This window comes from Mycolicibacterium frederiksbergense (genome assembly GCF_012223425.1).
In the GTDB taxonomy this organism is placed as follows: domain Bacteria; phylum Actinomycetota; class Actinomycetes; order Mycobacteriales; family Mycobacteriaceae; genus Mycobacterium; species Mycobacterium frederiksbergense.
Map to the genome: position 1 here is coordinate 203421 of NZ_CP038797.1, position 20913 is coordinate 224333.

Annotated in this window: 17 protein-coding genes; 2 read left to right on the forward strand and 15 right to left on the reverse strand. The window is 66.8% G+C overall.

Translation table 11 applies throughout. The features are described from left to right. Positions 1 to 35 precede the first annotated feature (35 nt). Both EXE63_RS01120 and EXE63_RS01125 read left to right on the forward strand, forming a co-directional pair. Positions 36 to 788 (forward strand): helix-turn-helix domain-containing protein, encoded by a 753-nt coding sequence (locus EXE63_RS01120; RefSeq protein WP_272955782.1) that lies wholly within the window; start codon positions 36 to 38, stop codon positions 786 to 788. Further along, a complete protein-coding gene (locus tag EXE63_RS01125) occupies positions 785 to 1852 on the forward strand; it encodes a hypothetical protein (RefSeq protein WP_168140457.1) in 1068 nt (355 codons plus the stop codon). The genes EXE63_RS01120 and EXE63_RS01125 overlap by 4 nt, the downstream gene beginning before the upstream one ends. 33 nt (positions 1853 to 1885) lie before the next feature. Here EXE63_RS01125 and EXE63_RS01130 read toward each other — a convergent pair whose 3' ends face one another. The 15 genes from EXE63_RS01130 to EXE63_RS01200 form a co-directional block, all read right to left on the reverse strand. Beyond that, positions 1886 to 2524, reverse strand: coding sequence for a chymotrypsin family serine protease (locus EXE63_RS01130; protein ID WP_168140458.1), 639 nt, complete (start codon positions 2522 to 2524; stop codon positions 1886 to 1888). Between the two features lies 1 nt (position 2525). Continuing rightward, a complete protein-coding gene (locus EXE63_RS01135) occupies positions 2526 to 2867 on the reverse strand; it encodes a hypothetical protein (RefSeq protein WP_083741673.1) in 342 nt (113 codons plus the stop codon). A 27-nt stretch (positions 2868 to 2894) separates the two neighbouring features. After that, the gene (locus EXE63_RS01140; protein WP_168140459.1) at positions 2895 to 5114 is read right to left on the reverse strand and encodes a bacterial transcriptional activator domain-containing protein; all 2220 of its coding nucleotides are present in this window, start codon (positions 5112 to 5114) and stop codon (positions 2895 to 2897) included. Between the two features lie 10 nt (positions 5115 to 5124). Next, complete coding sequence (locus tag EXE63_RS01145; protein ID WP_168140460.1) at positions 5125 to 5586, reverse strand: YbaB/EbfC family nucleoid-associated protein; 462 nt, start codon at positions 5584 to 5586, stop codon at positions 5125 to 5127. A gap of 80 nt (positions 5587 to 5666) precedes the next feature. After that, positions 5667 to 6056 carry a YbaB/EbfC family nucleoid-associated protein gene (locus EXE63_RS01150; protein ID WP_168140461.1) on the reverse strand — a complete coding sequence of 130 codons (390 nt, stop codon included), beginning with the start codon at positions 6054 to 6056 and terminating at the stop codon, positions 5667 to 5669. A gap of 9 nt (positions 6057 to 6065) precedes the next feature. Next, positions 6066 to 6668 carry a hypothetical protein gene (locus EXE63_RS01155; RefSeq protein WP_168140462.1) on the reverse strand — a complete coding sequence of 201 codons (603 nt, stop codon included), beginning with the start codon at positions 6666 to 6668 and terminating at the stop codon, positions 6066 to 6068. Positions 6669 to 6694: 26 nt separating this feature from the next. Continuing rightward, positions 6695 to 7492 (reverse strand): type VII secretion target, encoded by a 798-nt coding sequence (locus EXE63_RS01160; protein ID WP_168140463.1) that lies wholly within the window; start codon positions 7490 to 7492, stop codon positions 6695 to 6697. Between the two features lie 43 nt (positions 7493 to 7535). Then, positions 7536 to 9872, reverse strand: a complete 2337-nt coding sequence (locus EXE63_RS01165; protein ID WP_168140464.1) for a hypothetical protein — start codon at positions 9870 to 9872, stop codon at positions 7536 to 7538. Positions 9873 to 9935: 63 nt separating this feature from the next. After that, complete coding sequence (locus EXE63_RS01170; RefSeq protein WP_168140465.1) at positions 9936 to 10961, reverse strand: VldE C-terminal domain-containing protein; 1026 nt, start codon at positions 10959 to 10961, stop codon at positions 9936 to 9938. Between the two features lie 81 nt (positions 10962 to 11042). Continuing rightward, entirely contained in the window at positions 11043 to 11387 is a 345-nt protein-coding gene (locus tag EXE63_RS01175; RefSeq protein WP_168140466.1) for a hypothetical protein, read from the reverse strand. Between the two features lie 110 nt (positions 11388 to 11497). Then, positions 11498 to 13849 (reverse strand): FtsK/SpoIIIE domain-containing protein, encoded by a 2352-nt coding sequence (locus EXE63_RS01180; protein ID WP_168140467.1) that lies wholly within the window; start codon positions 13847 to 13849, stop codon positions 11498 to 11500. 1 nt (position 13850) lies between these two features. After that, complete coding sequence (locus EXE63_RS01185; protein ID WP_168140468.1) at positions 13851 to 15239, reverse strand: DUF4226 domain-containing protein; 1389 nt, start codon at positions 15237 to 15239, stop codon at positions 13851 to 13853. Beyond that, on the reverse strand, positions 15236 to 16225 hold the full coding sequence (locus EXE63_RS33205) for an NlpC/P60 family protein (protein WP_168140469.1): 990 nt from the start codon (positions 16223 to 16225) through the stop codon (positions 15236 to 15238). Before EXE63_RS33205 ends, EXE63_RS01185 begins: the two co-directional genes overlap by 4 nt. After that, a complete protein-coding gene (locus tag EXE63_RS01195) occupies positions 16222 to 18438 on the reverse strand; it encodes a hypothetical protein (RefSeq protein ID WP_168140470.1) in 2217 nt (738 codons plus the stop codon). The genes EXE63_RS33205 and EXE63_RS01195 overlap by 4 nt, the downstream gene beginning before the upstream one ends. After that, positions 18438 to 20879, reverse strand: a complete 2442-nt coding sequence (locus EXE63_RS01200) for an ATP-binding protein (protein WP_168140471.1) — start codon at positions 20877 to 20879, stop codon at positions 18438 to 18440. The genes EXE63_RS01195 and EXE63_RS01200 overlap by 1 nt, the downstream gene beginning before the upstream one ends. Between the last annotated feature and the right edge of the window lie 34 nt (positions 20880 to 20913).

Here is a 20913-nt window from a genome sequence, read left to right on the forward strand (position 1 = left end):
TACACAACTATATCGGCGACGCTATAGTTGTGTACATGTCAGAAGTCCTCACCACTGGGCAGGTGGCGCGCCGCCTCGGAGTCCATCCCTCACGGGTGCGCGCGCTGATCGCCGCTGGGCGCTTGACAGCGACGCGCGCTGGCGATCAGTGGCTTGTCGACGCCGATAGCGTCGACCGGCACGCCGATCTGGTCAGCGCAGGAGCCACCGGGCGGCCGTTCGCGACGCGCACCGCCTGGGCGGCCGCGGCGATGTGCGACGGGCTCAGCGACGGCCTCGCCGCCAGCGAGCGATACCGCCTGCGCAACCGTCTGGCCCGTGCCGCCGACACGCCCGCGATCTGCCAGACAGTGCAACGGTGGATGTCACTGCGGGCGCGCGCCGTGCGCCGCTACCGGGTCGGCGCACGCGACGTGCCGGATCTGCTGGCCTCCGGCGGCGTACTCCCCACCGGGATCAGCGCCGCCGATAGCTACAGTCTCGGACTGGCGGCTGGTGGAGCCGCCGACGCCTACGTCAGCACCGAAACCGCACAGCGATTGGTCGCCGACTTCTACCTGATTGGCAGCCCGCAAGGAAACCTCACCCTGCGAATCCTCGACATCCACGCATTGACCGCCACGCAGATCGCCGAACGGGGCGCGGGCGGTATGACTTTCACAATCCATACCGCGCCGCGACTGATTGCCGGCGCCGATCTCGCCGACGACAGCGATGCACGCACTCGTGCAGCAGGATGCGCGCTGATCAACGACGCTCTGAGCGCAACGAAGCGGGCTGATCGTTGAGCACCGAGGCGCTCGAATGGCCGCACTCTGTGGCGCTGGAAGCCATCGCAGCAATCACGGGGCAGACCATCGAGGGCACGGCTGAGATGTTCCTCGCCTTGCGCGAGACGTCGGGTGCCACCCCGCCTGCCGACAGCGCGGACCTTGCCCGGGCCGTGAATCTCCTCTGCACACGGGTTGGGCTGGCGCCGGCACTGGTGCAGGAGGAGCGCGAACAGCGAATCGCCGAGCTACGGGAACTGGGGCGGAAGGCACCGAAGGTATCGCGGGCTGACCTTGACCTGTGGATCCAGATCGTTCGCACCACACCGGAGTTCGTGCCGACCTTGCGACAGGATCCTGTTGTACTACCCGACATGCCCGAGCACCAGACACAGATGTGGCGCACACTGCTTGACTTCGAAGAGACTGATCCGCCCCCGTGGGTTCTTGTCGGTGGCCAGATGACGATGCTGCACCTGCTTGAGCACGGTGTCACGATTCATCGGCCCACCGACGACGGGGACATGGTGGTGGGAGTGTGGACCCGCCGCGACGCGCTGCGCGACACCACGCTCTACCTGACCGGCAACGGCTTCACCGAGACCCCCACCAGCGACGGGTTCGGATACCGTTTCACGCGCGGCAAAACGGTCATCGACGTGATGATCCCCGAGGGGACGGAACGCCAAAGCCGTGTTGCCAGAACTGGTTCTGGCAAGCCGGGGCTTGGTGCCGATGGCGGGAACCAAGCGCTCACTCGCGCACAGCGTGTGCCAGTCGTGATGGACGACCACCATGGTTATGTTCGCCGGCCTACGCTTTTGGGCAGTTTGGTCGCCAAGGCCCGCGCGTGGACCGTAGACAGCCGCGACCGTGAGCGTCACCTGCAAGACCTGATCTCACTGGCCGCCGTCGCGCTGCATGACCCACGCGCCGTCTTGAGTCAGACGCGACCAGATGACAGCCGGGCTATGCGGATCGCGATGCGTGGTTTCGATGCTGATCACCGAAGGGTCCGCGCGGCCGATGACCCCGACGGGGTCTACGCCTTTCTGACACGGTTAGCCAATCCGACTGCCTGACAGGGTCGCACAGCCTCGACCTCTGATACCGGTTCAGCTCATGTCCCAGTCGGTGCCCCAGGTTTTCGACAGGAAGAGGTTGATGGCGCCGATGGTGGAGCAGTAGATGACGCCGGGTCGGCGAGGGTCTTCGGAGATGACGGTGCCGACGACGTGGACGCCCTTGCTGCCGGGCTTGAGGCGCTCGTAGATCGGCGCTCCGCTGTCGCCGTGATCGGCTGGCATTTGGACGGCGAACTTGGTCTCGTCGACGGAAAGTACTGTGCCGCAAGTCTCTTGGGTCGTCGCCCCGTATTTACAGACCTTAGATCCTTCGTTGGGCACCCAGGGATCCAGGAGTGGCTCGCGGGACATCAGGCTGTACTCGCTGGGGATGTTTGAGTACAGGCGGATGGCGATCAGGTCGGTGGTGGGGTCGTGGATCTCGGGTATGAACTGGCCGATCTGGATGTTGCCGAGGCTGACTTCGGTGATGCCGTTCTTGTAGCAGTGGCCGGCCGTGTAGACGATGTTGGGCATCTTGGGGTCCGGGAAACTCACTGTGCACCAACGTCCGCCGCTGGTGATCATGAAGCCGGCGGTGATGGCCAGCGCGGCGGCTGGCGCCGCGGCGCTCAGCGCGGTGATGACGGCCAGCGTCACCGCGGCCAGGACTGTCAGTAGGCGGCGCATGTCAGTACTTCAAGGTTTCGCGTTTGTACTGTTCGTACTGCTCGGCGGTGGGGGCGTCGGGCAGCACTTCGTAGGCTGAGGGTGGCACGGTGGTGCCGTTGGCTGCGGCGTTGGCTTCCATGCGTTCGCGCACGCCCAGGCGGCCACGCATCGAGGCGACGCCGGCTACGGCCAGGATCTCGCGAACCAGGTTACGTTCGTTGCCTTTTCGGACGTTCTCGTGCAGGAAGAGGCCGGTGACTGCGCCGCCGGGGGCGGTGGAGACGCCGATGGTGCGGTTGCGGTTGAAGACCTCGTAGCGGTCGGGGAGCTGAAGCCGCGGGGAGTCGGGTGCTGATGTCATCGGGTCTCCTTGGTGTGGCGGTTGGGTTTAGGAAGCGCGGGCGGCGGAGAGCAGCTGGCGCAGCTGGGGGTGTGTGGGGACGGGGATCGCGTGCTTGAGATCCCAGATCAGTTCTTTGCGGTCGTGGTCGGCCACGGACTCGGCGGCGATCAGCCAGAGGTCTTCGCGTTGTGCGTAAACGCGAAGGCCCAGTCGCGCTGTCTGGTAGGCCGCCGCGCGGGCACCGGTGGCGTGTTGGCGCTGGGCCAATTCGGCCGCGGCGGTGCTGCAAAGGTCGATGAGTTCGTCTTTGAGCAGCTCCACGGAGCGCCAGGAGTACTCCTCTTCGGGGACGTCCTCGAACGGTCTGCCGCGGATGAGGTTCACCGCGGCGGACAGGGCCTCCGTGGTGGCGCTTTCGGGGGCTTTGCCGACGAGTCGGTTGAATTCTTTCCAGTCGCAGAACATGTCGACGACGAGGAGTCCGCGCAAGTCGCTGCGGATGGGGTCGTGGCCGCCCATCATCTTGCGGATCTGGGTGCGCAACTGCCGGCGATTCTGCGGGGTGACTTGGAGGATGGTCTCGCCCCACTCGTTGGAGGTGACGCCGTTGGAGGTGGCCACCGCCATCAGCGCTTTGACCGGCTTGCGGACTCCTTGGCGGGTGACCGCTGAGTGCCGGGTGGGCTCGTTGGTCTCGGGGTCGACGCCCAGCGCGTACACCGGGCCGAGCACGTAGAGGCCGGGCTCGGTGGGTTCTTCGGCGGGCCGGCCGGGAAGCAGCGGGGTGTTTTCGGCGCCGGTGTCGTGGTCTTCGGCGGTGGCGACCAGTGATGCGGGAATGCCCGGGGTCAGCAGTGGTGGCGTGACGGAGGGCGCCGGCGGACCCGGCTGGACCGCGGCCGCGGCGGGCTCGTCGACCTCCACCGCAGGGGACGCGTCATTTCCGCTGGTAGGAAGGTCGATGCTGTTGGCAGCTGGAGGCGCCGCCGGTTCGAGGACGCTGGGGTTGGTTGCTTCGGCAACGGCATCGACATCCTCGGTGCCGGCGGCGGCGTCGACGTCGTCGGCCGCACCACCGGGAGCCGGCAGTGGTGGCGTGACGAGGGTCGCCGGCGGACCCGGCTGGACCGCGGCCGCGGCGGGCTCGCCGACCTCCACCGCAGGGGACGTGTCATTTCCGCTGGCAGGAACGCCGCCACCGCTGATAGCCGGAGGCGCCGCCGGTTCGAGGCTGCCTTCGGCAACCGGTTCGAGATCCTGGGCGCCGGCAGTCTCCGGGGCGTCGGCCGCGACGTCGGGGGACGTGTCATTGTCGCTGGTCGTGGCGTTGTGGCTGTCGGACGCTGCAGTTGGCGACGGTGTCGGCACTGACCCGAGGGACGTGTCATTGTCGCTGGTCAGGGACGCCCAGGGCGGCAGCTCGTGCTGGTGCTCGTCGAGTGACTGCGGCGAGACGGACGGGCCCGGGCGGCCGAGTACCTGGACGGAGCGATCTGCGTCGGCGAGCGCGGGTCCTCCTTGTTCTGCGTGCAGGAGGACCTGCCGCGTGGGGGGCTCCGGCGCAGATACCAGCACCGTCTTGAGGTGCTCCCACCGTTCGTCGGCGATTTCCATCCGACGCCAGACCGGCCAGTACCGGTTGGCCAGGTAGATGCCGGCGACGGTCTCGTTGCACAGGACGACGTTGGCCGCGTCGGCCGCCTGCGAGGACACCGTGATGGGATGCGGCTGCCCTGCGGCGGGGGCACTGGTGTGGTGGGTGCTCAAGATCAGCGATGTGCCCGCCGTGGCCGCGCCCGGGTCCCCGATCAGTGCCAGACGCTCGGCGCCGGCCATAGCCAGGGCCGGATCGGTGACCGCGACTTCGGCGGTTGGGGTCTTGGACAGAACCTGGATCAGCCAGGACCGCATCATCAGGATCGGGTTGTCACCTTCGATGCCCAAGTAGTCGGCTGCGGCGAGGTTCACCACGAGAACTTGGTTGCGCGAGGTGATGCCGACGACCACGTGGTGCGACGCTGATGTGCTACTGGGCAGCAAGCTGGAACGCAGCGGGTGGGACCACCCCTCGGGGGCCGACGTCCACTCTTGCCCCTGAGGCTGTGCCCCGGGATCGACGGGGTAGGCGGTGATCGTCGCGGCATCGATGGCGGCGGCCACCACGCCGGTGGGGCCGAAGTCCTCCGTCAGCAATTGTGCGACGTTCTTCAGTGCCCCGTTTCCAGCAAGCAGCCACCGGGTCAGCTTGGCTGCTTGCTCGTTCACACGAGTGAGTCTATCGAGATTGACGGGCTGATCCGGGCGCCGCAAGGCCCCCAATTGCCTTGGTTGCCACGGGTTCGAACTCCGGGATCCGGCTGGCGCCGCGAAGGACGTCCTCGGCCTGCTTGGTCGCTTCCTGACCCGCCGTTGTCACCAAGCGGGTGATCTCCCCGGCGATCTCGGCGGCGGTTCTGCGAGCAAGAATTCCGGGTTCGAGCCGGAGATCAATGAGCTGTCCACACAGGTCTACTTTGACGGCTATCTCCCCGTCGGCGGAGGACTGCTCTACGGCAATGGATTCCATCTGCACGACGGAATTGCGAAGGTGCTGGGCGACCTCCTCGAGATGCAGTTTGGAGTCCACGGTGGCCGCGTCGGTGGCGATCGCTTCCGAGGCTTCCCTGAGACGCTTCCAGTCTTCGACATAGTGGACGATCTGGTCGGAATCTGTCTCGTTGCGGAGCAGGTCCTCCACCCTTGCAGTGTCTTCAGATACACGGACCGTGATCCCATGTAATCGAGTGGCGAGATCCTTCAACCCAGCTGTTGACTCGCTCATACTCGCAGCCTATCTGCCTGTGTTTCTGGCACGGGTTCAGTGGTATCGCCGCTCCCCTGGGCTGCCACTAGGGCGTCGAAGTCTGGGAGTTCGTGCGCGGTCCGGAAGAGTTCGGCGACCTGATCGGCGTTCTGTTGTCCGGCGGTGGTGACGAGTCGGGTGATCTCCTTGGCGATCTCGGCTGCAGTCTTGCGATCGAGAATCCCCGGCTTGAGCCACAGGTCTGCGAGTTGGCCGTTCATGTCGACCTTGACGGCGATGTCTTTGTCCTCTGAAATGCCTTCTGCAGCCAGCGCTCTCATCTTCTCGATAGTGCTGAGGAGATGGTCGTGGACCGCATCTGCGTACAGCAGTGTGTTTCTCACATCGGGGTGGATGACGGCCATGGTTGATTCCTACACGATTTTCGGAGGGATGAAGGCTGCGGCGTTGATCTCTTCGGTGGCCTTGGTGGAGGCGATCGAGGCGCGCAGCGCTGTGGAGGTCTGGACGTTGTGCTCGGCGAACGTCGTCCCGGCGATCTGCTTGCTGGCCATGAACTCGCGGATCTTGAGGTAGGTCCCGTAGTTCACCTTGCCGTGGGTGGCCAGGTAGCGCTCGGGGAAGTCGGGGTCACCGGAGGCCCATTCGGCGATCTCTTGGGCGTTCAGGTCGTGCTCCTTGGCGAACTTTTCCAGTTCGGCGTAGTTGACCTGGAAGGGTGCTCCCGTCCCGCCTGGGCCGCCTCCGGGGCCGGTGGTGTTGCTGATCGGGGCCAAGCCGCCGCCCACGCCGGGGCCGGGACCCGCGCCTTCAATGGGGTCGAGTTCCTGGACATAGTTCATCAGCCCGTCATCGCCGATCTCCCAGTGCCAGTCACCGGGGGCGCTGGTGTTGCTGATCAGCTGGGCGGGGACCGGGCCGATCGCGCCGGGGCCGGCCGCCGCGCCACCGGGGTCGATGGGTTCCCAGTCGTCTTGCCAGCCGGGTCCCTCGAACCAGTCGTTGTTGTCAGACATCGTCATTCACATCCTTCTTGAAGGCATTAGACCTGGGTGGTGGGCGGGCGGAAGGCCGCGGCCGAGGATTCGTCGGTGGATTGGGTCGACTCGATCGAGGTGCGTAGGCCCACCGCGGTGTCACCGTTGCGCTGGGCGTAGGCGCCCGCCTCTGCTTGGCGGCTGTCGTTGAATTTCTTCACGTTCAGGTAGGTGGCGTAGGCGATCTTGCCGTGAGTTGCCAGGAACCGATCGGCGAAGTCTTGCTCGGCGTTGGCCCACTGCGCTACCTGCTCGGCCTGCTGGTCGTGGTTGTTGGCCAGGCCTTCGAGTTGGCGGTAGTTGACGTGAAACACGTCGTTGCCTGTGCCGCCGCGTTGATCAGCTTCGGGGTCGGTGGTTGTGTCGCTGGCCGGTCGTGCCGATTTGGCCACAGTCTCAGGGCCGGGGATCCACACCCCGGAGTCGCCGAGGGGGACGTAGCCGGGTGGGACGGCACGGCCGTCGCCGGGGAAGCGGACGTCCTGGATCTGTACGGGCTTCTCCCCCGCCGGCGGGGCGTAGGCGCCGGGGCGCATTTCGTTGGAGCGTGGGTGCGGGATCCACACACCGGTGTCACGGCCGAGTTCCATCATGCCCTGGGGGCCAAGTTCACCCGGTGGGCGCACCTGGATGTCGCTGGCGTACAGCGGCATCCGGACATTGTCGTCGTTGACGATGCCGGGTTTCAACTCATTGGCACCGGGGTCGGGGATCCACACTCCCGGCACCAGCTCCTGGTAGTTCGATGGACCGAGTTGGTCTGGTCCGATGTCGACCAGATCGGCGATGTCGAATGTCGTCATGTCCTAGGCCTTCCTGGTGGGATGTGCGGTGGTCATCGCGTGGCTATTCCAGCCCCGCTGCGATGCGTTCGCTCTTGGTGGAGCGCGCCGCGGGCGGCGGTGCGTCGTCCTCGAACGGTGAGGGCGGCGCGGGCTGGGGCACGGTGGCACTGGGCTGCGGCGCAGGGGCCTGCGGGGCGGGTGCGCCCGCTGGGCCGGGCCCGGACAGCGGAACGCTGTCCGGTGCTGGCTCGGCCGGCACGGACGTCGGCGGTGGGCTGGGCGGTGTCGGAGCCGGCGGCGTGCCGTCGTTGTCGGCAGCCGGTGGGGGTGTCGGCTGTCCGGGCGGTGTCGGCGGGGCCTGCGGGTCGGTCAGCGGCGGCGCCGAGGTGTGCGTGGACAGCGTCGGGTCGGTCTCGGTGGGACGGAAGACGCCTTCGAATCCCTTCTGGTCTTTGAAGACCTCGGCCAGGGTGTGCGTGACGCCGGGCTCGTTGGGGTCGGCGACGAGCCCTGGGGCGACCGCAACCATGGTCTTGTCCTGCCACTTCAGCACGTCCCCGGGTTGCATATCGGAGGGATCGACTTTGGCGCCCAGGTTCTTCCCGTCGCCAGGTAGGTCCAGTCCGGTGGGGCTGTAGGCCTTCTGCGCCGCGTCGCCGCCTGGCGACGCGTTGTCGATGGCGTTCTGGGCCGCCTCGGCGGCCTGCTCGTTCGGTGCCTCGATGACCTTGCCGTCGGGCAGCGTCACGGTTGGCTTGGCGCCGGTCGTCGTCGAGTTGCCCGCCGGGGTGGCTGCGGGTTCCTTGGCTGAGCCGGGCTGGCCCGGGGTGCCAGCCGCCACTGCGTTCGGATCCGCGGGCGCACCGGCGGGGCTGGTCGCCGGTGGCGGCGGTGCGTTCTGCGGTCCGGGGTTCAGGGGGGTGATCGCCGGCTTCTTGTCCTCGCCCTTGCCGTCGGTGTCGGACAGCTTGGATAGCGGCTTCACCGCATCGGACAGGGACGACAACGGGTTCCCGCCACCCCCCATCGGGCTGCCGCCACCGCCACCCAGCGGGTTCATCCCGCCCAGAGCGCCCAAGGGGTTGCCTCCCATGGGCATTCCACCACCGAACGGTGATCCACCCATGCCTCCGAGGAGGTCCTTGAGGTCTTTGGTCTCGTCGGCGGGCGGGGCTGCCAGCGAGGCGTCTGCCGGTGGCATCGCCGACCCCGGAGCGGGAGGTGTCATTGGTGATCCGGGTCCGCCTGCGGGGTTTGACGGCAGGTTCTGCTGTGTGTTGGCCGCACTTTCGACTTTGGACTTCACGGTGTCGAGCAAGGTTGACTCGGCCTGCAACAGCCCGTCCCAGTCGCCTTCGTCGAGTGACTTCGCGGTGGTGTTGAACGTGGCGATCGCATTGTTTATCGCATCGCGGCCGGCTTGGGTGACGTTGGCGGAGGTCTGCACTGCATCTTTGAATGCCTTTGCCGCGGAATCGAATTGCGCCTCGATGCGCTTGAAGTCGCCCTTGACGGTGTCGTACTGGTCGATGCCGGACTTCTCGCCGGTGTCGGTGCTGAACGGGAATTCCGGCAACTCGCTGGTGGCGGGTGACCCGCTGCCGAACAGTTCGTAGAGCCGGACGACGACACCGGTCATCTGATTGGGCACGTCGGGGTCGACCTCGGTCGCCCACTCGGGGTACTCCGGCACCGTCATGCCATCGGGCACGCTCACCTGGGTGCTCTGCAGCGGTGCGTCAGCGCCTGGGGCGTGCGGCTGTCCCGGAGCTTGACCCGGCGTCGGGAAGGGCGTCCCCGCGAAGTACTTCTCCTTGCTGATCGGCTGGCCGGTCTTGTCGAAGTACTTGTTCTGTCCTGTGGCGGGGTCGATTTCGTAGTAGTCACCGTTGGTGTTCAACGGGGTGGCCACGCCACCTGCCTCATGCCAGCCGGGGCTGCCCGGGAAGTTGGCCGGCTGCGGATTCAGCGCACCGACCTGGGTGCCGCGCGCATCGATCGGTGCGTACTTGCCGTCAGCCATTCTTCGGTAGCCCGCCGGGGCGAAAGGTTGTCCGGTCGGTTGAAAGTTCTGGTCGGCTTTGGTGAAGGTGCCGTCGCCGTTGTTGATCCAGTTCTGGTTGCTCGCGCTGTCGCGGTAGGCCAGAGTGCCGTCTGCGGGCACCCGCGTGCCGTCGCCGAAGACGAGGTAGCGATCTTCCCCGTTGTCATCTGTGTTGTACCGGATGTTGGGGTCGCCGTAGGCAGCTTGGGCATCGGTCAGGTTGGTGGTCCAGTAGAGGTCTTCTTTGTCGATGACGAAGTCTTGACCTGGGACCTCCCAGCCGCCGTTCGGGGTGAAGCGGAACCCGTCGGTCGGCTCCCACGTTGTCTGCCCGTCGAACTTGTTGCCAGTCATGGTGTCCTCTTACCTCCGGGTGTGATGGAGCAGTCGTCGTGGGAGTTGTTGGGGGGCCGTGTGTTACAGGGCATAGGTGTCTTGCCCTGACGGGTAGCCGCCGCCGCTGGTGGCGATGTGGACGTGGTCGTAGTGGTTCTGGGTGTCGCCCCGGCGGTCTTCCATCGGCCGCGGCGATGAGCCTTGGGTGTACATCGTCTGCCGCCAGATCGCATGGTCGAGGCCGTATTTCGAGGCGTGCTGCATGGCGAAGGACAGCACGCGGTCCCCCAGCGCCTTACCCTCGGCGCTGCTGTAGTTCGGGATCATCACGTCGATCGCCAAACCGTTGGGGTGCCATTTCAACGAGTCTTGGCGATATCCGCCGATGTCCTTGATTTCCGGGAAGGCCGCGCTGATAGCGCGGGCCAGCAGGATCGTGTTGCGCTGCAGACCCTTTTCCGGGGCAGCTCCTGGCGGCAAGGCACCCTCAGGTGTGGCGCGGGCCGCCAGAAGGGTCCCGGGTTCACCTTTTCCGCCCTTGCCGCCGGAGAGTCCCGACATCATGCTTGCCGGGGCCGAAGCCAGCCCGGACAGCGCGCTGAGCGGGCTGCCGCCCCCGCCGCCGCCGGAGCCGCCACCCATGCCGCCGCCGGACCCACCTCCCATGGCGCCGCCCATGCCGGATGCTGCGGCTTTGGCCTGCTGGTAGTACTTCTGGGCGAGCTGGTCGACGAGCACGCGGCGCATGTCTGCCGGCGGCATCTGGGTGCGCACGGCGCTGGTGCCGCCGGCGAGGGCGTCGGCCTTGTTCTGCAGCGATGCCATCGCACCCATCGGGGTGTTCTCGACCGGGGCCAGAGCGTCGTCACGGTTGACGTACTGGTTGGTGGTGTTGTCGATGTCTTCGCGTCCGGCGGTGACATTGGTGGCTGACTCGTCGACGACAGGGACTAGGGACGGGTCGACTTCTGCCAAGGCGGCGCTGATCTCGGCTTGACTCTTGCGGGAGGTCACCATGTTTTCGATGAAGTCGCCGAGGCCGTTGGGCAGGGTCTGCAGTCGCTGTTCGATGTCTGCGGGGATGGTCGACGGCAGCGGCGCAGTCACGGGCGTGCCCTCTCCGAGGAGTCCCCGGAGTTGGTTGAGGATTGCCGTGATCTCGTCACGCGTTGCGCCGCCTGTCGTCATCTACAGCGAGGGCTCCGGTGCAGAACCGCCTTCGGCGCCGTTGCCTTCACCGTCGCTGCTGTTGGTCTTGGGGTCGTTGTCGGGGGTGCGTGGTTCGAGGGCCGCGTTGCGGGGCTGGCGGCGTGGGATCGCGGTCCGGGGGACGCCGAGGTTGGTCAGTTCCGCGGGCTTCCAGCCAGCCTCGATGCACTCCAGGACCGCTTTCTCGATGCTGGCCTCGATGTCTAGGAGTTCGGCCTCCTTCTCGGCTTTGGTGTCGAGCAGCTCGCCGAGGCGTTGGACCGGTCCCAGGCGCGTCGACAAGAACTCGTTGGCGCGCTTGGTGAAGTCATTCTTCTTGGCCACCGGTGGAGGCTCCTTCCGTGATGTTTCCATTATTGGCGATACTTGGTCGTTATTCCCACGTCAACGCGGGTTTTGTTGAGGGTTGGATTCGCCGAGGTCGGCCGGGGTCGTCATATGGCCGCCAGATGGGTTTCGGCCAGGTCGCGGACCTCGACGAGTGCGTCGCTGGATACCTCGGTCTCTTCTCGTTCACCGTTGTAGAGGTCGCGCAGGATGAGCACCGTGGTGTCTGGGGTTTCCCCGGGGCCAGGTTCTTCGTCGAGGATTGCCCAGTCGCCGGTCTCCGGGTGGCACAGGTAGTCGCCGACGTCGAGGTCGACGATTTCGACGCGGCGGATCTCGCCGTCGGGCTGGTCGTAGGTGGAGACGAGTTCCTGTGCTGATGTCGGGGTGACGGGGCGGGGGCCGCCAGGGGCGGTGCCGAAGATGGACTCGACGCCGCGGTCATGGAAGTCCAGCCATCCAGGTGGTGCGTAGTCGGCTGCGTGCGGGTCGAACTGCGGGTAGTCGGCGGCCTTGAGCAGGGGCAGGCTCAGGTATTCGGTGAAGTCCTCGACGCCGTCGTTGGGATCCCAATCGGGCGGCATGACGATGCCTCGCTCGTACAGCGAGGTTGGCGGGCGCAGCTCGTCGAGGATCTGGCGTTCGTCGTCGTCGGCAGGGTCTGAGGGGTCGGGGACGTAGAACGCTTGGACTTCGGTGGGCCATCCCGCGCTATTGAGGGAGGTGCCGCGGCCGCGCACGCCGATGGGGACGGTGCGCCCGGCGTTGGCGTCGTTGTGGATCATCATCGCTGCCTGGGTGGACAGCTTGCCCAGCGACAGGCGCTGGGTGAAGTTGTCCTTGGCTTCGCCCTTGAGGAAGTCGGCGTCGGCGCGCTGAAGGGCGGCCACACAGTGGAAGCGGCTGGTGCGGCCGAGGCGCAGCAGTGAGGAGAACTGCCGCAGCGTGGGGCAGTCCCTGGCGCCCTTCTTTTCCTTGTGGTTGGCGTAGAAGTTCTTGATCGCTTCCTGGAATTCGGTGTACTCGTCGAAGATGATCATGAATGGCTCTTTGCTGGCCAGTGCACGGCGGTCGCGTTTGTACAGGTTGTAGCGGGCCTGCATCTCCTTGTAGATGGTGTTCACCAACGCGATTGCCTCATGCGGTTCGGTGAGCACTGCCACGACGTTCGGGTAGTTGCGGTAGCTGGTGAACTCACCGCCCTTGAAGTCGATGATGAAGATGCGAACCCCGAGCCGGGCGGCCTGGACGATGGCGTTGTGGATCGTGGCGGTCTTACCTGTGCCGGTGGGTCCCATGAGCAGCATGTGTGGGTTGACCTTGAGGTTCCACTCGATGACGTTGCCTTCCTCATCGACTGCAAGCGGGATGGCGGCGTGATCGTATGTGGCGCAGGCTTCTTCGACGGTGGTGACGGCGGGAAGAACGGGCGGGTAGACCTTGGTGGGCAGTTCGGGGCGGATCTCGAAGACGGCGGTGCCCGCCAAGTGGTCGCAGCGGGTGGCGCGCCAGCGGCCGGGCAGGAGATCGCTGATCTTGCGGGCGATGGAGCGGATCCGATCCGTGCCAGAGAGTTTGGCGCCGATCTGGTGGTGCACGGTGAATCGCACGATGTCGCCACTCTCGCTGTACTGCAGGTCGGTGACCGTGGCGCCGGAGGCGAACAGTTCGGTGCTGGAGATCTGTTCTCGCAGTCCGCGAACCGTGGGGGATTCGGTGTTGACGCTGGCCAAGCTGGCGGTGATGAGCTGGTCTGTCGTGGCGTAGGACAGGGTGTAGTGCGAGCCGACGGCGTCGTCGAGTCTGCGGCTCAGTTCAGGCTTGAGTTCTTCGCGCCGGCCGCGGTAGGCCAGCAGCAGCGTCTTGGGCTTCTCGGGTTGGCCTTCGACTTCCTCGTCCCACTCGGTGATGGAGACGACGCGGCGGCGCGGCAGTTCGTCGTAGCCGAGGTATGGGTAGAGCGCCCATTCGATTTCGTTGAGGTAGCGGGCCCGTTCGCGGCGTTCGCGCAGCTTTTCGGTGAGCAGGTCGGCCAGAGCGTAGGCGGCGATGATCCCGGCGGCCGCGGCGATGAGGTCCGGTATGAACGGGATCAGCACCAGGATCAGCAGTCCCCCGGTGAGGGCTGTGGCGGCCAGGACTGGGGCTGCTACCGGTGGGACGGGGCGGCGGTCGTCGGGGTCGTGCTGGACCGGTGCTGCCATCCGGACACCCACCAGCACCGCGGCGGCGATGCCGAGCGCGACCGCCAGGAGGGCGGTGATGGTCAGCACGGTGGGGCCGGCGCCGCCGGGGGCTCCGGGTAGGCCGAACGCGGGGCGGGTGGAGAAGTAGCCGTGGCGCAGCGCCCAGGAGGTGGCGGTGGCCGCGCCGCTGATCCAGAGTGCGCCCAGGACCACGGGTACGACGATGATGGCGACCAGGCCGGGATTCTGTTGCTGTGTCTCGGTTTTGGCCACGTCAGTATCCCTTCGCAGCGGCGTAGGGGTTGGCCTGTTGCACTTTCTGCATCAGATCTGACCCGTCGGCGGAAACTGAGTACCGCGACATCATGTAGTGGATCGCCGCGGCGGCGTTGGACACCGGGTCGAAAATGTCACGTGACGTTCCGGGTCGCCAGTGGCCCTCGAAGGTGGGCCGGATGGTCTGCATCCATCCCATCGACGGGGTGCCCTTCGCGGCGTTGGAGTCCCAGCCGTTCACCGCGCGAGGATTGTTACCCGATTCGCGCTCCCCCATGGTCATGAGCCCGGGTAGCCAGTTCGCGACGGCGCGAGGGTCGGTGATTCCGTTGGCGGCCAACGCTTTTATGGCCCACGCCTTCGGCCCTCCGGCTGCCAGAAGGTTCTGTTGCTCTTGGCTGTCGGGGCCCGCAGCGTTGAGGTCTTTGATGTAATCGGCCGACATCGTCTTGACGGTGTCGGCGTTGAGCGCGTCCTTGCCGACGGCGTCGGTCAGCACCGCACCTGCTTGCTGAAGCCCTTGAGCGATGGTGGTCAGCACGCCGAGCTGGCCCATGGGCGTGCTGGCGATCGGGCCCATAGCCTGCAAGGCCGTCTTGACCTGGTTGATGATCTGCTCGATCTTGTCGCGGCCCAGCGTGGAGTTGGCCGCCGAATCCTCCAGTGAGGTACGGAGTTTGCGTTCCAGGTTGTCCATGGCGCGGGCCTGGTTCGCCTGCTTGTCCACGTCGGATTGATAGGCGTCCCCTGCGAAGCCGGCGATGCCGGTGCTGGCGTCGGTGGAGCCGAGGCGATCGAGCACCCCTTGCGGGAAGCCACTGGAGGACGGCATGGCCGGGTTGCCTTGTCCGAACTGGTTGAGGATCTGGCCGAAGGGGGCGAGCAGGCCGGATCCGATCCCCATGAGCGCGGACGGAATGCCGGCCAGCGGTTCGGCCAGCCCGGAGAGCATGCCCATCGCGTCTTCGGGGCTGATGGGGGACTTGGCGGCGGCTTCGTCGGTGGGCGCTTCGGGGGAAGCAGCAGCGTCCTCGCCGCCCTGGTCGTGGTCGTGGCCGGCCTCGCCGGAGGCGGGGTCTGTGGCCGGGGCGGGGCCTCCGGCGGCCGCGGGCGCTGCGGCGGCCGGGGTGGTTGTCCCCGCGGGCGCGGCGGCCGGTGCCGTTGTTCCTGCGGGAGCTGCTGGGGTGGCGGCCGGTTGGGCGGGAGCCGGCGTCTGTGCTGGCGCTGACTGTTGCTGCGGTGGTGGGGCGGCGGGGTTGCCGGGCAGGCGCGGGGTGATCGGCAGGATCGGCCGGCGCTGATTGTCGCGGTTGCCGGTGTCGGGGGACGTGCCGATGCCCGGTGGCAGCGGCGGGGCCGCGGTGTCGGCGAGTTGGTCCTCGGTCACGGTGTGGGCACCTCCTGTCCGGCGCGTGTGTGTGGCCGTTTGACGATGACGTTGCCGGTGGGCAGAACACCGACGGCGATGGGTTCGTTGAGCGTGGTGGCGTCGATGCCAAGGGTGGCGGTGATGGCGATCATGACGGCGGTGGGCCCCTGGGTGGGGGTGAAGTTGAAGAAGACGAGATCGCCGGGGCTGATCGCGGAGGGGTCCACGCGATCGCCTTCGTCGATCTGGTCTGCGACGTCCGTCGGCAAGGTGACCTCTCCCCCTGTGGCCTGGTAGTAGGCGTATCTGACCAAGTTAGCTGCGGAAAACGCGTTATTCGTGGGCCCGGCGGTACTTCCGTCGGCCTCGGTTGTCAGCAGGCCGACCTGGTTGTTGGCCAGGACGGCGGCTTGCTGGCCGATCTCGGTTCCAGGCGTGGTCAGGGGTGGTCCGACGACGTCTCCGGCGCGTACGGCGTCGGCGCATGCGGCGGTCTTGGCGTCGGCGGTGGCCGGCGCGGTCAGCGTGGCGTATGGATTTGCCGGGGACGTGCCATTTGCGCTGGTCGTGGTGGTGGGTGGTGCTGTCGTCGACGGTGATGTGGTGCTGGTGGTGGTCGGGGGTGTGGTGGTCGCCGGCTGCAGCTCCGTTGTCTCCCAGGTCGTGGCCGGCGCCTGGCCGTAGGGAACAGAGGTGGCCAGTCGGGGCACCACTGCCAGTGCTGCGGTGTTGCCCACGGAGTAGCCCAAACGCGATTCGCACTGGTAGCTGAAGTCGCCCCGCTGGTCAGACATTCGGCTCAGCGCCGTGATTGCCGTGATTACCAGGATGAGGACCAGCAGCGCCGCGGCCGCGGCCACCGAGAGAATGACGGGCCATCCGACGGCGCCGACGACGGCGGTTCCGGCAGAGACCGCGGCCTTGCGAATGACTTGAACCGCTGCGGCATTCGTCAGGCTGCGCAGGGCGGATCGGCGAGGCGGGTCGGGGGTGGGTTCGCTCATGATTTGCCCTGTTCATCGGGCCGATCGGATGCCGGTGGCAGCGGGCGCCCCGGCCCGGTCTTGGGAGGTGTCGCTGGTGGCGGCGGGGACGGTGTGTGGCCGGGTTCCTGCTCGAAGGGCGACGGCGGCGCGGCGTTGCCGCCGGCGGGCCCGGGGTTGGGCGGGTCCGGCGACGGGGACGTGTCATCGATGCTGGTCGCAGGCGTATTCGGTTGTGGAAGTGGTGCCGCTGACCCGGTTCTTGGTGCTGGAGGCGGCGCGTTGAGCGGGTCGACGACACCGGAGTGCGCCCCAGCCGGTGGTGAGTTGTAGCCCGGCGATGACGGGGTTGACCCCTTGGGCCGCAGGTCGTCGTTGGTCAGCGGGGGCCGAGCTGGTGCAGGGGCCTCGTGGGAGGGCGCGGCGCTGAACGTCGATGTCGGTGGGGCGGAGCCGTTGCGCTGAGCCGGAGCAGAGGGAGGGGTGGAGCCGGACGCGGATGGGTCGGTCGGCGGCACAACGGTGCTGCCCATCGTGGGTGGCGCGCTCTGATCCCCGGCGGCCGGGGATTGCCCCATGGTGGCCGCCTTCTCCTCTTTCGCGCGCTGTTTGGCCTCTTCCCTTTCCGCTCTTTGCCTTTCGCGTTCCAGGCGGTCCTGCTCGCGTTCATAGAGGTCGGCGCCGCGATCGAGGTGTCGCACCATGGAGGTGCGTCCGCCTCGCATGAACGGGGCGACAGCGTGCAGGGCGTGGGTTGCCGACGGTGATCGTGCGGCCAGGGCGCCGCCGGCGGCTGTGGCGCCCAGCCCCAGGGCGACCACGGTGCTGTCCCGCAGGAATCCGCCAGCCTTGTCTTGCCAGATGTTGGCGGTCTGGGGCGGTGGTGGTGGGGCGGCGCCGGCGCTGTTGAGGACGCCGGCGGCGACGTTCGCGCTGGAATCCTTGAGCTTCTTGGAGAGCTTGAAGACGCCCTGGATGGCGATCACCATCAGCACCAGAACGGAGAACATCGCGACGACTCCGTTGCGCTGCTGGCGGAAGACCACCGTCACGATCTCGCCGACGAAGATGGTCATGGTGATGTAGCCGAACATGGCGACGCCGGAGAACAAGACGGCGACGAATGTGTTGACCAGTGATGCTTGGGGTCCTCCGGGGATGACGCCGACGGCGAACCCCCAGAGCAGCTTGAAGGCGTTGGCTACGGCGCGGAAGAACTCGGCGACGATATGGAACCCGAGGACGATGCAGAACAGGGCGAAGATTCCGATGAACATCACCATGAGGAACCCGGTCCCCAGCTGCCCGGGTGTGGGGTTGTCAGCGGCGGCCTTCATCGTCGCGGAATCGGGGGCGCCGCAGGCGGCGATTCCGTCCTTGATGTTGTCGGGGTCACCGGAGTTGACCCCGGCGCTCCAGGCGGCCGCGCAGCTGGGCGTGTTGTCGGGTTGACCGGCGAAGTTCCAGGTCTGCAGGGGGCGGCGCACAAACGAGGTTGCCAGCGTGCCCTCCAAGCGGTCGAGGGTGTCGGCGGTTTGGGCCTTGCCGGCCACCGAGTTGGAGCCGATCCCCACGGCGGCATCGCGGCCCACTGCCAGCGGCCCGTCATTGGATATCACCCAGGTGATGGGTGAGGAGACGAGTGCTCCCCCGATCAGTGCGATCACGACGGCCGCAGCAGCCTGGGATGCGGCTCGTGGCATGTTGCCGCGCAGGATGTTGACGGCGATGAACGTGGCGGCGATGACGGCGGCGATCGCGGCGACGCCCGGCAGGATTTGGCCGGCGTAGTCCTGGGCCACCACCGCCACCGGTTGGACGAGGTCGGGTAAGAACCCGAAGCTCAGGATGTACATCAAGAAGAAGATGGCTACACCGCCGATGGCGACGAAGAGTCCAGCTTCGGCTTCGAACAGGGTCGCCAGGACAGCCTGTGAGCCTCCGTCGAGGATGGATCCGTAGTCGGTGGAGATGGCGTAGAGCGACAGCGGGACGCCGTAGGAGTCGGTGACACCGAGCACGTAGAGCAGGGGGCTTTGCGGGCCGATCGCGGCATGGGCTTCGGCGGGGAAGACGAGCGCCACCAGGCACAAGCACAGCTGCAGGTAGACCGGCAACACGGTGTAGCGGCGCAGTGTCGTGGCGTTGGACAGCGCCCAGCCACGCGCGAACAGCTGGCCGAGGGCCGGCATGGCAGGGTCCCAGCCAGGCCGGAAGAAGGCAGCGGTGAGCACTAGTTCCTCACCTGCTGGGGTGTGGTGGACACCGCGAGGGCGCGGTCTTCACGGGCGGGGCCGAAGATCTTTCCCCGGCCGATTCGGCCGCGGCCGTCGGCGATGAAGCACTCGCCGCGGCGGTTGGGGGCGACGGTTTCGTTGCGGCCTGTGGGCGGTGAGGTGTTCTCGCGGAGCTGTTTGATCAGGTAGGCGTCGCGTTCGATGTCGACGCCGAGCCACTCCAGGGTGTTGGCGGCGATCTGGGGGTTGCGCTGGCGAAACCCGAAGCGGTTGGGAATCAGGTTGTGTGCCGCGGTGACGTAGTCGGCCTTCGGGTCGTGGGAAGCCAAGATGATGCCGGCCGAGTGCTTTCTTCCATCACGGACGAACTCCTCGACGATCTGCTTACCGACGGTGGTGGCAGTGAAGTGGTAGGCCTCGTCGACCACCAGTGCTCCGAACCGGCCGGGCTTGAGGAACTGTTCGCGGGCGAGCAGGCCGACCAGCTCGTAGAGCGTGTGACCGAGTCGCTTGCGCCATGGCAGGTTCGCGTAGGCGTGGCTCATGGTCAGTTCGTCGACAGTCGGCAGGGCCAGGGTGTGGGTGCGGACCACGGTGGCGGTGGCTGTCACCGGCATGGGGGGCAGGGACCGATCGAACAGCACGGGGGCTTCCACTGCGTCCATGGCGCGCACGAGGGCGTGTTGGTCGTCGGCGTCGCGGCCGTGGCCGCGCTCGGCGTTGTGGGCGAGGTAGTCGCGGACATCGGCCAGCGAGCGCAGATTGTTCTTCACGCGGTTCTCCGGTTGGAGCGCTTCGGCCAGCAGGACACCGGCTGCGGAGACCACCGGGATGTTGAGCAGCGGAAGGATTGTGTCGAGGGTGATGCTGCGGGCGCGGTGCGGGTCGGCGAAGATCCGCAACGGATCCAGGGTGAACTCCGGGACGTCGAGGCTGATCAGAACCGAGCCGGGAATGGACTCCAGGAGCGCGACGTACTCCCCTCCCTGCGATCGGTCGATGACGAGGAACTGACCCAGCAGGTCGGCGATGATGCTGATGAGGGTCTTGGTGAAGTAGCTCTTCCCGGAGCCCAGCTCGCCGGCGATCGCGATGGCGGGGCTGATGTCGGAGAGCACCTTGTTGAGGAAGTTGAAGTGCAGCGGCTCGAAGAGCCCGGAGAGCAGGTTGACGCCGATGACCGGGCCGGTGTCGTCGAGCAGGCGGGCGGTGGTGAAGGGGACGAAGCCAGCCCAATCGGGTGTCGACATGACGTGCTGATAGTCGGTGTAGACGGTGTCGGCGGGGGCGCCCGGGTTGAACATCATCCACATCCGGCGCTGCCCGCCGCGCGGGGCGTCGAGGCGGATGCCGAGGCGCCGGAACTTGGCTTTGAGGGTCCCGACGCTGCGCGTGAGGTCGGCCTCGGTGGGTGCGCCGACGGCGAGCACCGTGGTGAACTCGACTTCTTCGGCGTTCTCGTCGGCGGCAAGGCTCTCGTTGTAGGCGGCCAGGGTGTCGACCTTGCGTCGCAGTTCCTGGGTGTGGAAGCCGACGTCGGTGTCGCGTTCCCCGAGCTGGATACCGAGCTTGGCGAGGACCTTCTCGTTGAGCTGCATGGCGGACTCGCGGTCGCGGCGGCGTACCCGCATCGCCCAGTCGACGCTGACATCGGGGATCCCGTCGAGCACCGACAGGAATTCGGAGTGGCCGGGGAAGGCCATCGCCGGGGGGAAGGACAGCGGGGTCAGCATCGCCTGGTAGCTGTTGATGACGTGTCCGTCATCGAGCCGGACCATGGCTTTGAGCATGGGGTCGAAGCTGCGCCGAAAGGACTTCTCGGTGCGCGCGCCTTCGTCAATGACGCCCGGGTGGAAGTTGGTGGCGACCGGGGTGGTGCTCGGCGAGGCGTTGGCAGGGTTGTGTGGGGCGTGTTCCAGTGCGGAGCCGCGCATCAGGTTGTGGTTCCAGATGAAGGGCAGTAGGCCCTCGGGGACGGGCTCGAGTTTGAAGTTGGATTCGGGGTCGACAACGGCGAGAAGTGCTTCGGCGGCTGCGAGTTGTGTGGCGACTTCGCGGGGGGACGGTTCACCCTTGAGCGGGCTCTTGTTGATGGGGAACGTGATCGTGTAGACCCGCGTCAGCGGAGCGATCTCGGCGATGCGCCGGTACCCGGCCAAGGTCTCTTTGATGTAGTCCGGGGTGCGCTGGAGGTCGACGTTGTCCAGTGAGCGGTTCATGACGTCGACCAGATCGAGCGGCGCTTGCAGGCTGAGCAGCACTGTGTTCTCGGGGCAGTTCACGATGAGTGATTCGTGTGCGTCGGCGACGCCGGCCTTGTCCTCTGGCTGGCGCAGTCCGTAGTCGAGCGCCTCGACGAAGTAGGTGGCGTAGACGCCTCCATGGTGGGTCCACTGGAGGTGGTGGCGTCGGGCTGCGGTCGGCTGTCTCAGTTTCACGGGTGCGCTCTCGGCTGTGTGCGTTGTGGCGGGG